Annotated in this window: 13 protein-coding genes; 4 read left to right on the top strand and 9 right to left on the bottom strand. The window is 41.7% G+C overall.

Annotated elements, in window-relative coordinates; translation table 11 throughout:
- Window positions 1-75 precede the first annotated feature (75 nt).
- From BMY70_RS23455 to hxlB, 3 genes are all read right to left on the bottom strand, one after another.
- Window positions 76-285, bottom strand: coding sequence for an alkylphosphonate utilization protein (locus BMY70_RS23455; RefSeq protein ID WP_090338920.1), 210 nt, complete (start codon window positions 283-285; stop codon window positions 76-78).
- A gap of 180 nt (window positions 286-465) precedes the next feature.
- Window positions 466-1,095, bottom strand: a complete 630-nt coding sequence (gene hxlA, locus BMY70_RS23460) for a 3-hexulose-6-phosphate synthase (protein ID WP_090338923.1) — start codon at window positions 1,093-1,095, stop codon at window positions 466-468.
- A 45-nt stretch (window positions 1,096-1,140) separates the two neighbouring features.
- Window positions 1,141-1,725 (bottom strand): 6-phospho-3-hexuloisomerase, encoded by a 585-nt coding sequence (gene hxlB, locus BMY70_RS23465; protein ID WP_090338926.1) that lies wholly within the window; start codon window positions 1,723-1,725, stop codon window positions 1,141-1,143.
- A gap of 198 nt (window positions 1,726-1,923) precedes the next feature.
- Here hxlB and BMY70_RS23470 point away from each other — a divergent pair, with 198 nt between their 5' ends.
- The gene (locus BMY70_RS23470; protein WP_090338931.1) at window positions 1,924-2,784 is read left to right on the top strand and encodes a helix-turn-helix domain-containing protein; all 861 of its coding nucleotides are present in this window, start codon (window positions 1,924-1,926) and stop codon (window positions 2,782-2,784) included.
- Between the two features lie 5 nt (window positions 2,785-2,789).
- Here BMY70_RS23470 and BMY70_RS23475 read toward each other — a convergent pair whose 3' ends face one another.
- The 4 genes from BMY70_RS23475 to BMY70_RS23490 form a co-directional block, all read right to left on the bottom strand.
- Window positions 2,790-3,128 (bottom strand): DUF6984 family protein, encoded by a 339-nt coding sequence (locus BMY70_RS23475; RefSeq protein WP_090338933.1) that lies wholly within the window; start codon window positions 3,126-3,128, stop codon window positions 2,790-2,792.
- A 16-nt stretch (window positions 3,129-3,144) separates the two neighbouring features.
- The gene (locus tag BMY70_RS23480) at window positions 3,145-4,338 is read right to left on the bottom strand and encodes a hypothetical protein (protein WP_229209747.1); all 1,194 of its coding nucleotides are present in this window, start codon (window positions 4,336-4,338) and stop codon (window positions 3,145-3,147) included.
- Between the two features lie 18 nt (window positions 4,339-4,356).
- Window positions 4,357-7,773 carry a DUF7133 domain-containing protein gene (locus BMY70_RS23485; protein WP_090338936.1) on the bottom strand — a complete coding sequence of 1,139 codons (3,417 nt, stop codon included), beginning with the start codon at window positions 7,771-7,773 and terminating at the stop codon, window positions 4,357-4,359.
- Window positions 7,774-7,934: 161 nt separating this feature from the next.
- Window positions 7,935-9,140, bottom strand: coding sequence for a DUF763 domain-containing protein (locus BMY70_RS23490; RefSeq protein WP_090338938.1), 1,206 nt, complete (start codon window positions 9,138-9,140; stop codon window positions 7,935-7,937).
- 159 nt (window positions 9,141-9,299) lie between these two features.
- On the opposite strand from BMY70_RS23490, the gene BMY70_RS23495 reads away from it, so the two are divergent.
- Window positions 9,300-9,545, top strand: a complete 246-nt coding sequence (locus tag BMY70_RS23495; RefSeq protein WP_090338940.1) for a DUF1456 family protein — start codon at window positions 9,300-9,302, stop codon at window positions 9,543-9,545.
- A 151-nt stretch (window positions 9,546-9,696) separates the two neighbouring features.
- Entirely contained in the window at window positions 9,697-10,986 is a 1,290-nt protein-coding gene (locus BMY70_RS23500) for a hemolysin family protein (RefSeq protein ID WP_090338943.1), read from the top strand.
- A 6-nt stretch (window positions 10,987-10,992) separates the two neighbouring features.
- On the opposite strand, the gene BMY70_RS23505 is transcribed toward BMY70_RS23500, so the two are convergent.
- Entirely contained in the window at window positions 10,993-13,344 is a 2,352-nt protein-coding gene (locus BMY70_RS23505; protein ID WP_090338945.1) for a PDZ domain-containing protein, read from the bottom strand.
- 108 nt (window positions 13,345-13,452) lie between these two features.
- Between BMY70_RS23505 and BMY70_RS23510 the strand changes: the two genes are divergently transcribed.
- Entirely contained in the window at window positions 13,453-13,791 is a 339-nt protein-coding gene (locus BMY70_RS23510; protein ID WP_090338948.1) for a hypothetical protein, read from the top strand.
- Window positions 13,792-13,797: 6 nt separating this feature from the next.
- Here BMY70_RS23510 and BMY70_RS23515 read toward each other — a convergent pair whose 3' ends face one another.
- Entirely contained in the window at window positions 13,798-14,487 is a 690-nt protein-coding gene (locus tag BMY70_RS23515) for an SDR family NAD(P)-dependent oxidoreductase (RefSeq protein ID WP_090338951.1), read from the bottom strand.
- Window positions 14,488-14,525: the final 38 nt, after the last annotated feature.

Below are 14,525 nucleotides of genomic sequence, written 5' to 3' on the forward strand. Positions count from 1 at the left end.
AATTTTTAGGAATGAGATACCAAAAAATCCATGACTATTCAGGAGTGAAGCCCTAAATAGTCATGGCTCTTGTCTTTACATTTTTTGAACAAACATTGTTTTTAGAACCATAACGGTTCTTTCAACTTTGCCCTCAATTTCTTCAGCATCATCAGTCAGACGAATATTTTTCACAACAGTTCCTCTTTTCAAAGTGGTAGACGAACCTCTGACTTTTAAATCCTTAATCAGTTTTACAGAATCACCTTCTGAGAGAAGTGTTCCGTTACCATCCTTAACTTCCATGAATTAATCTTTACTTACAAACTATTTTTCAATCTGTCGTAAAGGTAGAGAAAAGGGTTAATATTGATTGGTTTATAGAAATGAGGTTATTTAAAACTGACTAAAATCATATTTTTTAAAGCAGAAAGCTGCTCTCTTATTAGAGAACAGCTTTCGAAAAGTTTACTGCTAAAAGACAGACTAAGCGTCCAAAGCTTCACGGAGTGCTTTGGCAGCAGCTGCCGGATCAGCGGCACCATAGATTGCTGCACCTGCTACGGCCACTTTTGCACCCGAAGCTTTTACAGCAGCAATGTTGCTTAATTTCACGCCGCCCGCAATTGATACCGGAACGCCAGCACGAGATGCCTCGTCGATCAAAACCTGAATAGAATAGCCAGGCTGAGCCTGCTCATCAAGTCCCGCATGTAATTCAACGAATTCTGCTCCCAGGGCAATCACTTCCTGAGCACGTTTTACGCGGTCCAAAACTCCTATTGTATCAACTACGACTCCTTTGCCATGTTTTTTTGCTGATTTTACAGCGCCAATAATAGTTGCATCTCCTGTTGCTCCTAAAATCGTTATTAAATCTGCACCGGCACCGAATGCCATATCTGCCTCTAGTTCGCCGGCGTCAGCTGTTTTGAAATCAGCGAAAACAAGTTTATCCGGAAACGCTTTTTTCATCGCAGTGATCACTGCCAAACCTTCACTTTTAATAAGGGGTGTCCCCAATTCAATGATATCAACATAAGGAGCAACTTTTGTAGCCAATGCAATTGCGTCCGCTGTTGTCAATAAGTCTATTGCGACTTGTAATTTAGCCATGATTATAATTGTTTATTATATTAAATTATTGGTATTCAATTTGTTCTATTCGAGGTTTGCATGTCTTTTCCAGAGTTCTTCTGCTGGTGTTCCATCCAGCTTCCATAAAGTTTGTATAATTGCATCAGTCAATAACAAGACGGATTGCTCAAATAAACTTCCGGCATACTGTTTGGAAATCGTCGCACCGTGATCTTGCTTTTGAGCTGCTGGAAGTATAGCAACATGATTGGATAATGCTGCCAGCGGTGACTCTTTTGTTGTTGAGATGGAAACTACTTTTGCCTCTGCGGAAACTGATTTTTCAGCGGCTTTAACAATACTGCTGGTTGTTCCTGAGCCAGATGCGGCAATTAACAGGTCTCCTTTTCTGATAGCCGGCGTCGTGGTTTCGCCAATCACAAAAACCGTTAATCCGAGATGCATGAGCCTCATTGCTGCCGCTTTTAAAGCTAGGCCAGTCCGTCCGGCACCGACGACAAAAATGCGATCAGCGTTTTGGATATAAGGTATTATCTCTGCGATCTGGCTGAAATCAACCTGACTTGCCAGCTTTTGATTTTCTGTCAGGATCATTTCAAGATTCTCCTTTATGTCAGTGCCTAGATCAATTTCTGTAGTTATGCTCATTGGATTGTTATGAAATGCTGTAAATCGTGGATACAAAGGTATCCTCAATACCTGCGTATGACGTTACACTATCAGCGCGATATGTTGGATTATTTGCTAATTTTTTTAAAACAGATTGCATTATCTGCTAATTTTGGTGTCTAATTCGGAATATGGTACTAAAATCGATTATTTGAGTCACATAAATTATGACTGTAAATGGAAGAAAGTAAGCTAAGTGCAGAGTTAAACAAAACGCTGATATATATCAGGAATCTTGATAACTGTCCGCCCAGTTATCTGAACCATCCGAGTCGGAAAGAGTTTTTTGAAATTGTCTGGCTGAAAAATGAAAATGCATTACATACTGTAAAGGGAGATGAATTATTGAAAGGAGACTGGATATATCTGATCCCTCCATATCGCGTTCATCAGCTCAACAAAGCGGGGAAAAAGGGAGTGTTGTTATCTTTCAAAAGAGATATACTCGATGACGATGTGAAGGAATTCTTACTAGATGTTTTCAAGATTTTTAATATCCAGGGCGAGTTTTCTTGCTTACAGATCAATGATGAAACGGCTGAGCAATTGGGGAAAGTTTATCAGATACTGGAAGAAGAATATCAACGGGAAAATAACAGTCTGGTTATTATCAAGGCACTTTTGAAAGTATTTTTGCTGCAACTCGTGCGAATAAAAGAGCATAATTTCACGGTGCAGGATATCAACCAGAAACGGGTTTATGAGTTTATGGTTTTACTTGAAATGAATTATCAGCAGGTAAGAAACACTGATTTTTATGCCGGCAAATTGGGAATAAGTTCCAAACGTTTAAACCAGATATTAAAGGAAAAATTGGATAAAACGGGAATGCAGTTGATACACGACCGGATTGTTCTGGAAGCAAAACGTCAGATTATTCATAGTGAAAGCACAATTAAAGAAATCGCCTATGATCTGGGTTTCACGGACCGGCCTTATTTCAGCCGTTTTTTTAAACAACATACCGGTTTGTCTCCTGAGCAATTCCAGAATGAAGCCAAGGCGCACATCGTGACGAAATTCAATACATTGTTCTGAGAGGGTTATCCCTCGCCTCTCAGAATAATTTTATCAGGTGTTGGATATTCCAACAGTTTTGTAAAATCAACTTTCCAGAAATCAAGATCCAGAAGATGATTTTTGTCGTCTTTGGTCAGTGTAATAACAACTGGCGTTCCGTCAGAATCAACATATTCAACCTGGATCAAATCACCTGCATAAGCAGAAACATCGCCTCCCAGACTTATACTGCCCATTTTTCCGTCTTCATATTCATCAACATATTCCTCTACGGGATAATCATTTGGATCCAGATTTAATTGTTTCAGAAGAAACTCAATCAGATCTTTTTCGTTCTGACGGATTATTCTTTTTTCTCTCATTTTTTTAATCTCAATATCAAGCAAGCTTCTTTTCCCGGTTTCTCCATTGTTCTGCCTTTTTACCAACAAACCAAAATGAGACTGCAAGTATAGCGAAGAAAATTCCTTTGTTTGTTCTGTCCCAGAAATATTCGAAGTAACGCGTATAAATATTTAATAGAAAAAATACGAGGCACATATCTCTCAAAACATCATTTTTTGTCTGAAATGCATAAGCAGTAAGCGCTCCTAAAACGATAGTATAACCAACTGCCCAATACCATAAAGTTCCCTGACGTATGGCAGTCCAGCGATCCAGATCGTCATAATTCCCGAAGATAGAAAGCGTCCAGGCAGCAAGAAGAAAGAGGAATAATCCAATGGAATAGGTGACAGGTGTAAAGGATTTCAATAGATTTATTTTGTCAACAACCCATGAAAGCGACCAGATAATCAATCCGAAAACCGTCATGTTCAGAGGATAATTCATGCCGGCAAAACGATATGAGCCACCAGTCCAGAAGTAAGTTTGCGCGCCCCACCATCCTGCAATAGACAATAACATAACCGTCCATAACAGTTGGGAATTCAGATAAGCGGCAGTGGCGAAGTAAACAACAGCAGCAATTAGCAGCGGTCTTGCATAATTTCCTTCGAAGTAGGCGAAACTTCTCGTCCAATAGGCGATGGCGATGGCAACGCTTAGAATAATGGTGATAGTATAAGTTTCATTACTAGCCTTGGCGGTCGGATATTTTAGTTTTCGTCTCTTTGCCAGAATTACAAAAAGAACAGCCACTAACGAAAAACCGATCCCGACAACAGTCTCTGAGAAGCCCCATTTATTACGTAATAATTCGATCCACTTTTCGTCAATTACCAGTGCTCCGAACGCTAATAAGCCGCAGGAAACTGCTGAGATAAAGGCATACCAGGTAATGGTGTCAACGTTTGAATTGCGAAGTTGGTAGCTGTTCCGTAGTTCATCGGCAAGTTCCGGGGTCACTTTTCCGGATTCCTGCCAGTTTTGAATTGCATTATTGAGAACAGCAGCGTCTTTTTTATCCAGTTCCATTGCGTTGATGATACGTTTTCTTAAAGGTGTGTCATGACTATCTTTTTCCAAATATACCTTATTTAGTATTCCATCAATATCATGCCGGTTGGTTATGATGAGGTAGGATATGAAAGAAGCCAACTCAGGAGTATCCAGGTTGGCTTCTTTTATCAAAATGAAAACAGGCTGTAATTACTTCAAACCTGATAAAAATTCAACGACATCACGCATTTCTCTTTTCGACATAATTGATCCCATTGGCGGCATACTCGAAGGAACATTGTCACGCTTGGCAATTCTTGCCACCGGGATTTTTAATGGCTCGGCTTCTGATGTTTTCAGAACAAGTTCATGATCATTTTCCGAAGTAAGGATACCAGCTGCGGTCTGACCGTCTTTTAAAGTCAGGACTACCATGCCAAAGCCGGGAGATAATCTGGCACTCGGTTCAACAAGCGCTTGCAGAATTTGTTCTCTTGTCAAGGTACTGCCGATTTTTGAGAGTGAAGGACCAACAGCACCTCCTTGTCCGCCAATTGAGTGACAACGCGTGCATTCGCCTTGTGAACTGGTCATGAAGTATCTGCGTCCCAGCATCGCGTTACCACCATAAAGTGCTTCCTGATAGTCAGCAACGGTATCACCGTTTTTGCGCATCGGAGCCAGTTTAGCAATCAATGCACTTGATTTTGTAGAATCAACAGCTTCTCCCAGATCCAGAGCAAGGTTATTTGGCAACTCCTTTGATGCCATTTTACTGATCAACCCTTCGAAAATAGTTTCTGTTTTAGCGACAGGCAATCCGCCCAGAACCCGCAGCATTTGCTGTTGTTCTTTTACACTTCCTTTTTCAAAAATCAGCTTGGAAATATCAGTAAGTGTTTCTCTTGACATATTAACACTGCTAACCAAAGCCAATGCTGACGTACGAACATCGGCATCAGAATCGTTCATACCTTTCTTCATCGCCGCCTCCATGTCTGAATATTTCAGATCGTGCAGGGCAGTTAACATTGCTGCTCTCACTTTCGGATCTTTGTGATCGTTGAGGATTTTAGCGAGTGTGGCGTTATTATCAGTAATTCCCAGTTCACTGGTCATTTGTCCGGCTGCAATCAAAATACTTGCATCATCATCCTGTAATAACGTGCTGATCTCAGGTTTGATCTTCGCTTTAATTACATCAGGGTTTCTGGTAATTACGCCACGATAACGACCATCAACGCGATCCAAAACTGATGGATTTGCCCAGCTGCCCAACGTCGCCAAAGCTTCTGCTCTCAACTCTTTGCTAACATCTTTTCTTTTTGCAAAAGCGATCAGGTCATCCAGCTGCTCGGTGCCGCCAACACGCAGAGAGGCGTTAATAGCGCGGCGCAGTAAGGGTTCGGAAGTAAATCTTTTTTCTTTTAAAATCGCAGCCAACGCAGGCAATGCAGGTTCAATCGATAAATCGTCATTGATTGCGCGAGCTGCTTCGGTGGCGATATATTCGTCTTTGTCATTCAGGAATAAGCTGACTTTTTCGCTGCTCAGTCGGCGTAAAACCAAAACCGCAGCTGTACGAAGGGATTTATCAGGATTGTTGGCCAAAGCTATGATCGGTTCCACTTCGCCTATCCTTGAAAGGGCTAAAACAGCAGCATGTCTCAAATAAAGATCCTCGTCGTTATTTGCTTTGATCATATCAAGAAGAGGATTAACTGCCTGTTTTTCCTGAATGCGGCCCAATGCCTGCGCGCCGAAGAATTTTACACGCGGATTTTTATTGCTTAGAAGAGGGATCAAAAGAGGACCTGCTTCCGCAATTTTAGCATCTCCCAAAACTTTCGCGGCTTGCGCAATGATTTCCGTATCAGCGTCTTTCAATAAAGTCAATAGCGTATTTGCATAGGCTTTGTCTTGTCTTGCCAGTTGTCCAACGCCCCAGATTCCGTGAATACGGGCTAGCTGACTTCCGGTTGCTGTGATAGCTTTGTTGAGCTCAACAGCACCTTTCGCACCGCGTGCCGCCAGCTCAAACTGCGCTTTAAGCCGGATACGCATATCCTGATTTGAAAGAAGCGTGTAAAGCAAAGACTCAGACTGTTTTGTATAATCCAGCTGCATCAGACGTTTTGTTTCAACTCTTAATGCTTTCAGATCATTTTTTGAATCCGTAACATCCAGTTTCCATACGCGGCCATAATTTTTGGTATCCCAGCCGTTGATCCAGTCAGCCACATAAAGTGCGCCATCCGGACCGAAACGAATACCTGTGGGAAGAATCCCGTTCAAAATATTTTTCTCACCATCCAAAACGAAAGAAGCTCCTTTTGCTTTTAAACCAAAAGACCATATCGGCGAACGAGCCGGGTTTCCTACGAATTCAACCAGGAAGAACTTATTCTTCCATTCCGATCCCAGAGCGGTTCCGGGATTATACTGCATACCTGTCGGGCCATTATGAAAATTTTGGATTGGAGGAATTATGTAAGCCGCCTGGCCATCCCAGCGCGGTACATAAAGTTTCTCGTCCATCCAGACTTTATAGTTGTTGTTTTTGGGATCCGTATATTTGCCATACTGCCAGTTTGAGCGCCAGCCGGCATCAGAACCTTCCACGACGTGAACCAAACGCTCGCTTTCGCCCGGATGGTCACCATCGTTGTCAGAACTGATCAGGTTTCCATATTCATCAAAAACAAACTCATGCGTATTTCTCAATCCGCCGGCAAATATTTCAAAATCAGTTCCGTCAGGGTTTGATCTTGCTATAATTCCCTCATTCGGGCGTTTATGATTGACGCCTTCTTTTGTGGTAATATTCGCGCCAATATCGCCAATATTCCAGTAAATTTTTCCATCCGGCCCTTCAATTGGGTTAGACATTCCGTGACCGCCAAAACCGATATGAACTCCATATCCATGACTGATGGATGTTTTTTCATCCAGAACACCATCTCCGTTCGTGTCTTTCAATCGCCAGACATCCGGAGCGATGGCAACAAAAACATCATTGGCCCGGACAAGCAAGCCGCCCGCCACATCAGAAACCTCCTCAAAAAAATCACTGAGAATTCGCATGGAAACGTCAGCGATACCATCGTTGTCTGTATCTTCCAAGCGCCATACTTCGTCTTTTTCGACGGTCAGATCTTTCCAGTCATGAGAGCCATCGCCGTTCAAATCTTTCAGCCAGGAATTTTCCTTGCTTTTCGACGGATCAAATGTGCTGCGAAGGAATGCACGGCGATCTTCCACAGATTGCAGCGCGATCGACGGCGTCATCCAGTTACGATGTCCACGAATATCAAACTCAGAGTTCTTTTGTCTGTTCGTGCGGTTCAGATATACTCGTCCTTTGTCATCGATTGCAATGGCAACCGGATCAGGCGCCAATGAGTCAGAAGCCCATAAATCGAGTTTTAATCCGTCTGCAAGTTTTATAACTGTATTATCACGAATTTCTTTCGCTCTTGCTTTTCCAGTGGCTGCATCTTCGCGAACGACCAGAGCTTTACTGGAAATTTTGGAGGTTGTGGGAGCCATTTTCATACAAGAAACAACTACAACAGCTGTAAGGGCTAGTACTGGGAGTGGTTTTCGTAAAAAGTTTTTGGGGATCATCAGGTTGAATTACTGTTTGGTATGGAATAACGTCTAAGTCTTTCAGGACTACATGCGACTTGCAAAATAGTTAAGAGGAAGATTGGGGGAATTTTTACTGATGGAAATCCCGAATGTGCAGTAAGTGCTTATAATAAGATAAAAATGTATGCACTACAGAATCAAAATAATTCCAGTTGACCGTTGTTACCTTTCGGTTTTTTCGCTTTTCCCATCACTGTTCTTCCTTCATATTTCCAGGAATTGTCCCGCTCTTTTTGAACGACATCATCAAAGCGATTATTTGGCTGAAAATCTTTTTCCAGCTGTGCGGCTACCTTTGACAAATTTTTTAAGGCTTCTGATTTATCATGATCGCCCAATCTGGCTTTTTGAACAGCCTTGTCCAGAATTTGAATCGATTCGTCATAAATGGTTATCGGTACAGGAAAAGGATGGCCGTCTTTTCCTCCGTGTGCAAACGAAAATCTTGCAGGATCTGAAAAACGCGAGGATGTTCCGTGAATAATTTCACTGACCAGCGTGAGTGACTGTATGGTTCTTGGGCCAACTCCTTCAAGCAAAAGCAGCGATTCCATATTTTGGACAGGATTTTCATGAGCAAGAGCCAGCACGGATCCAAGCCTTTTCAGATTAACATCTTCAGCACGGACGTCATGATGTTCAGGCATAATTAATTTTCTAACCTCCCGCATGATTTTATCAGGATTTTCAGACGTAAGCTCAAGAATTCCTGATCGGGTAGGGGCGGCAGCTTTGTCCGTAAGGTTTAATATTTTTCCCTGATTTTGGCCGTAAATAAAAGTATGAGGTTCTTCAACGAACGACTTGATACTGGGTGAATGCCAGTGATAGCGTCGCGCCATCCGTTCGTTGGTATTCATTCCCTGCTGAACGACTGCCCAATTTCCTTCTTTTGAAACGATGAAAGAATGGAGATAGAGCTGAAATCCATCTTGAATAGCAGTATTGTCAACTTTTGCTGAAAGGCGACTGTTGTGAACCAGCAGATTTCCGTCAAGTCCGGTTTTATTTGCGATCGACAATAACTCGGCCGGAGTTTGCAGAGATTGCTTGCCTCGCCCGCCACAAATATAGATGCCCAGATTCGCAGATTTTTTATTGACGGACCTTTTTAAAGCGCCCATAACGGATGTCGTAATCCCCGATGAATGCCAGTCCATACCTAACACACATCCCAGCGATTGAAACCAGAAAGGATCGCTAAGTTTTTGCAGCAAGACGTCGCGTCCGTACTCGATTACTATGGATTCAACGATCGCACCGCCCAGCAAGCTCATCCGTCGAGCAAGCCATTCCGGTACTCTTCCATAATGCAAAGGCAAATCCGCATGTCCACTTTTCATACTTGAAAGTTAATCAAAATAGCGCGAATGGGAAAGTTTGGAGTTATTGTCTTCCAATCCTGAATTTGGTGAAAAATTAGTTTTTTCAACTTTAAGAAAGACAAGAGCAAAACAAGGGCGATATTTGTAAAAAATATTTTAAGGCAATAAAAAGAAAACATGACCAACAACGATATTCTAAAAAAATTACGTGTCGCGCTTCATTTGAGAAATGATGAAATTATTAAAATCCTTGCATTGGTTGACTTTAAAGTAACTGCAAGTGAATTAGGTGCGTTATTTCGCAAGGAAGGACATGAAAATTATAAACCATGCGGTGATCAATTACTACGTAATTTCCTGAACGGTTTGATCATTCATATGCGTGGACCGTCGCCGGATGGCAAAATTCGTGACGAAGAGTAGACCGGTGATCGGTTAAAAGTGTGCGTCTGACAAACAAAAACTTTCTGATGCTTCCATTTTTTATATCTTTGAGTTTACCGGACTTCCTTTAACAGAGGCGATCCGGTTAATTCTTCCCACTTTAACACTACAATCACCTAAAAAATAAAAAATGGTAATTCAGGTTATTATTACCCTTGTTCTTGTATTTCTAAATGGTTTTTTCGTTGCGGCTGAATTTGCTATCGTAAAAATAAGAGCCTCACAACTGGAACAAAAAGCACAGGACGGGAATAAAATGGCCATTTTGTCGAAACAAATTGTTTCAAATCTTGATGGTTATCTGGCTGCCACCCAGTTTGGTATCACACTGGCAAGTTTAGGTTTGGGATGGATTGGAGAACCAGTTGTTTCTAAAATTTTGATAGGTGGGATGGAGGTTATCGGGATTACACTTGATCCTGTTTTGGCTCATCAGATTGCATTGCCTGCTGCATTTGCGATTATTACCGTACTTCATATCGTCTTTGGTGAACTGGCGCCCAAATCGATTGCGATTCAGCGGCCGGAAGCTACAACCTTGTTTTTGTCATATCCGCTTCATGCATTTTTTCTTGTTTTTCGTCCAATTGTCTGGATTTTAAATGGGATCGCGAATTTTATTTTAGGTGCAATTGGAATAACTCCTACGCACGGAAGCGAAGTTCATAGCAGTGATGAATTGCGTTACCTTGTACAGCAGCAAAAAGAAAGCGGAATGATTGAGGCCGCAGATTATGACCTGATCAAAAATGCTTTTAATTTCTCGGAGCGTATAGCAAAACAGGTAATGATACCGCGCACAAAAGTAGTTGGCGTTGATATCAACGATTTTACCGAGGCAGATCTAGAAAAAATAATAGAGGAAGGTTATTCCCGAATTCCTGTTTACGAGGATTCCATGGACCAGATCATCGGTGTTTTGCACTTAAAAGATTTGTTGATGAAGATGAGGAAAGGAAGTGAAATTGTGCTTTCTGAACTTGTCCGGCCAATTTCAATGGTTCCTGAGTCAAAACCGATCGGAGCGATTCTGAGGGATTTTCAGGTAACTCGCCAGCAGATGGCCGTTATTGTCAATGAATATGGCGGTGTAGAAGGAATTGTGACAATGGAAGATATTCTGGAAGAACTTGTCGGTGAAATTCAGGACGAGTATGACAATGAAACGCCGATTGTTAAAAACGAAAACGGAAATTATCTGGTTTTAGGTTCAGCTTCGCTAAGTGATATCAATGAACATTTACCGACTGATATTTTCAGAGAAGGTGATTATGAGACACTTGCTGGATTTCTTATCTCCAAGTTCAACCGGATTCCATCGATTGGTGAAAAGATCCGCACGAAGGACTACGAATTTATGGTGATGAAAAAACAGCGAAGCATGATCACGCTCGTACAGATAACTGCATTGGAAGAATAATACTATTTATTTTAAAGTAACGTCTATCTTCAGCACTTGTTGATTTCGCAGGATTTCCAGATTCAATTTGCCAGTCCAGTTATACTGCTGGCGAATTGCTTCCAACCGTACCACATTACCTGCTTCTTCGTTATTTGCAGTCCGGATCACATCACCGGCTTGCAGTGTACTTTTGGTCAGGATGCTCGAAGCAGGAATTTCGACAAGAACAACTCCCTTTTCGTCTGGTAACCCAAAGGCGGACCGGTCGCCTAGTCCATTTACGTTGCGAATTTTTGCTCCCAGCCAGATGGTTTCCTGCAACTCCATTTCCAGTGCGGCGTTGAGCAAAACCGGAAAGTCAACCTTAGCAGCCATCTTTCGGAAGCTTGCTTTTGTCACACCGAAATTATTCATTGGAAAGTTTTTAAACCCGATGTTTAATGCCGGACTGGCTGATTTAACATGATAATTACCATGTTTTGCACCGACAAAATTTGGATCACCCGATTTGCTGTCTCGATCAATATTCAGCGCTTGTGCACTTGCTAATGCGGCTTTGTCCGGAAAAAGATTGTGATTTACTTCCTTGCCCCAATCGGTAACCATAATGGGAAAGTAAGGGCGCATAACGATATTTTTTCGGAAAATATCGCCACTGTTTTTGAACCAGACGTGTGGATGAAATGAATTGTTAATCAGAATATTGTTCTCGGCAACGCGTCTGAATCCTTCCCGAAATTTTAGTCCGCCGCTGAGGCAAACATTGTTATAAATATGATAATTGCTGCTTCCGTCATCCAAGTCTATATCCCAGCCATGATCGCAGCGAAACCGGTTGTTTCTTATCACTACCGTTTTCTGAGCGTCCAGAAATATTAATTCCGGATGTAGTAAAACGAGGCTGTCCATGGTTTTTCTATTCGGATGCCAGAACCGATCCCGCCCCCACGAGTTAAAAGCCCCATGATCGCCGGTTTCCAGAACGGTTTCGAACACGTCATTATTTTCAATTAAATGTCCGCCCCAACAACCATCACCAATGTTAATTCCGGCCCGGGGAACGCGATAAATCGTATTGTGGCTTACCAAAATTTCGGACGCCATTTCAATTTGTACCGCTGTTGCCTGTTTCTCGATTTTACCGATATCATGTATCAGATTATTTTCCGCGAAACAATTGGACGGAAACCGGTTATTTTTCGGACCCGGCGTTTTGTCTATTTTAGAATATTGCACAAAATTATCATAGCCAAAAGCCGGGGAGCGGACGGCTGAGCTATCTCCGACAAAACAGATTGCGCTTGCACTAATGTCATGAAAATGCGAACCTGTGACACCGGAAGCATGATTATATCCGCTAAATAAAATGGCATTTCCTCCTAGGAAAGAAAATTCAGAGTCTTCTACGATACAGTTTTCTGTATTTTCCATTAAAACAGCACCGCCACGATATATCATCCAATCGCTTCTAAGAAGTGGCTCGTAATGATCCATAATGGTTCTCGCAGTATGCTCGAATCGAATACCTTTGACCGTCACATTATGAACTGGTTTTTCGGGAGTACCTTTTACTTCAAGAATATGTTTAAGATTGGAAACCTCAATGTTGGCTTTGTCAAGATCAATCCGGGGATCTGGGTAGAAGTATAAAGTTTCATCATTTTTGTCATAATACCATTCGCCGGGCGCGTCAAGTTCTTCAAAAATATTCTCGACAAATCGATATTTTGGATGGAGCGGTGCTGGGCGGTTATTTTGCCACCCCCCTTCCAAATCAGCTTTTCCATTTACAATTCCTTTGATCCGGTAGTGAAAACTTCCCCATTCACCTTGGTGAAGCGCATGTAAATAACCGCCAGCCGGATTTTTCCATTTTGCAATTTTTTCGGGGGAAATCGCATCTTCCGCCGTTCCATTAAAGACACGGGCAGTGGAATCATAGTTTGGATAACGGGCTAGAATCTGAGGAATTCCATTTATAAACAGCGATTCAAATCCGGCATTTTCAATTCTTGATTTCCAGATATTGCCAGTATGTTTTTCCCATTTTAAAGACAGTTTCCTGCCTGCACTGAAAGTAACGTTTTCGTTTTTATATGCAGCGAGTGAAACAGTTTTGCCTTGTAGGCTATTATTATCCAGTGATAGGGTTTCATCAAGGTGGTAAGTTCCCTGACGAAATAAGATGGCGATATGGCTTTGCTTTGAACGGTTTATTTTTTCGATTGCGGCTGCCGGGGTTTTCAATGGAAAGGCAATTGTACCCGCATTTGCATCATTTCCGGACGAAGATACGTATAGTTTATGTTGGGCAGATAAGGTAGGACAGATGAATTGAAGCCAAATAAATAGTGCGTATAAGTGTCTATTTCGCATATATCACCAACGTAATTGAAAAGTTTATAACCATTCCTTATCATTTTAAGATTTTTCAAATATTATTCTACCCATTTCAATATACTTACTTTTCAAAATTTGATAATTATGAAGATTGATTTAAGAATTTTCGCGGGATTTTTTATTCAGATGCTAATAGGAAATTTCGTGTTTGCACAGTCGAAAGCTCCAGAAGATTCTCTTCCATCTTATGCACAGATCATGCCCAAGTTTTCTGAAATGGTGGATCATGTCAACATGCTGCCAACTGGGATCTATCAGATTTCGGGTGGGCAAATACCTGCCTCCAGCCAAATAAATGCGGACGGTTCCGTGAAAGTTAGCCGTATTGGCGAGATTGTCGTTCCCGCCGAAATTCCTAACGTAATGAAGATAAAAAGAGAAAATAGCCTTAAATCTTTTAAGAAAAAACCAGCTAAGAAATAGGCCTTATCAGCCGTTGTTGTAAACTTTCAAAACAGTCTCCCGAAGTTTTGCACCGGATTCGCTCAGTACGAACGCGATATTTTCAGCGATATCTGTTCCGGAAACCCATTTGGAAAAGTCAGCGTCCGGCATCGCTTCACGGTTCATAGGTGTATCGATTGTACTTGGCACAATAACTGTTGCCGTGATATTTTTTGACTTGCCTTCTGAATTAATGAATTCAGCCATTTTGAAAACAAGGGATTTGGAAAGGGCATAAGCAAAGTTGCCTTTTCCCTGATCAGCTTCCAAAGCTGGTCTTGCTCCAATGAAAATAAACTGTCCGCCTCCGGTTGTTTCAAAATGTTTCATTAGCGGTTTTACCAGGTGAAAAGCTGTGAAAAAATTAATATTAAACATTTTTTCAAGCAATGCATCATCAGTTGCGTGAAGATTTCCCGGCGCATACCCGCCTGCCAGAAAAATTCCAGCCTGAATTGTTCCGGCTTTCTCGATCGTGGCATTAACAAAATTCATAGCGGCATCCTGATCAGTGAGATCAACAACCTGGCTGGTCACATTTTCGAGGTCTTGAAAAGTATCCACTTTTTTCGAGCCAAATGTTACATATAAATTATTCTCGCCTCCTGCAAGTTTGTTCACAACGTCTTTTCCCAAACCTCCGGATGCTCCGCTTACGATAATGTTTTTAGACATGGTTAATTTGGTTAATATGATCGCTAAAATAAGAAAGT

The organism is Dyadobacter koreensis (assembly GCF_900108855.1).
GTDB lineage: Bacteria > Bacteroidota > Bacteroidia > Cytophagales > Spirosomataceae > Dyadobacter > Dyadobacter koreensis.

Coding starts and splice junctions, on each gene's coding strand:
- BMY70_RS23510 (WP_090338948.1), top strand. CDS start 13,453: ATGAAGATTGATTTAAGAATTTTCGCGGGATTTTTTATTCAGATGCTA.
- BMY70_RS23490 (WP_090338938.1), bottom strand. CDS start 9,140: ATGAAAAGTGGACATGCGGATTTGCCTTTGCATTATGGAAGAGTACCG.
- BMY70_RS23515 (WP_090338951.1), bottom strand. CDS start 14,487: ATGTCTAAAAACATTATCGTAAGCGGAGCATCCGGAGGTTTGGGAAAA.
- BMY70_RS23455 (WP_090338920.1), bottom strand. CDS start 285: ATGGAAGTTAAGGATGGTAACGGAACACTTCTCTCAGAAGGTGATTCT.
- BMY70_RS23470 (WP_090338931.1), top strand. CDS start 1,924: ATGGAAGAAAGTAAGCTAAGTGCAGAGTTAAACAAAACGCTGATATAT.
- hxlB (WP_090338926.1), bottom strand. CDS start 1,725: ATGAGCATAACTACAGAAATTGATCTAGGCACTGACATAAAGGAGAAT.
- BMY70_RS23475 (WP_090338933.1), bottom strand. CDS start 3,128: ATGAGAGAAAAAAGAATAATCCGTCAGAACGAAAAAGATCTGATTGAG.
- hxlA (WP_090338923.1), bottom strand. CDS start 1,095: ATGGCTAAATTACAAGTCGCAATAGACTTATTGACAACAGCGGACGCA.
- BMY70_RS23495 (WP_090338940.1), top strand. CDS start 9,300: ATGACCAACAACGATATTCTAAAAAAATTACGTGTCGCGCTTCATTTG.
- BMY70_RS23505 (WP_090338945.1), bottom strand. CDS start 13,344: ATGCGAAATAGACACTTATACGCACTATTTATTTGGCTTCAATTCATC.
- BMY70_RS23500 (WP_090338943.1), top strand. CDS start 9,697: ATGGTAATTCAGGTTATTATTACCCTTGTTCTTGTATTTCTAAATGGT.
- BMY70_RS23485 (WP_090338936.1), bottom strand. CDS start 7,773: ATGATCCCCAAAAACTTTTTACGAAAACCACTCCCAGTACTAGCCCTT.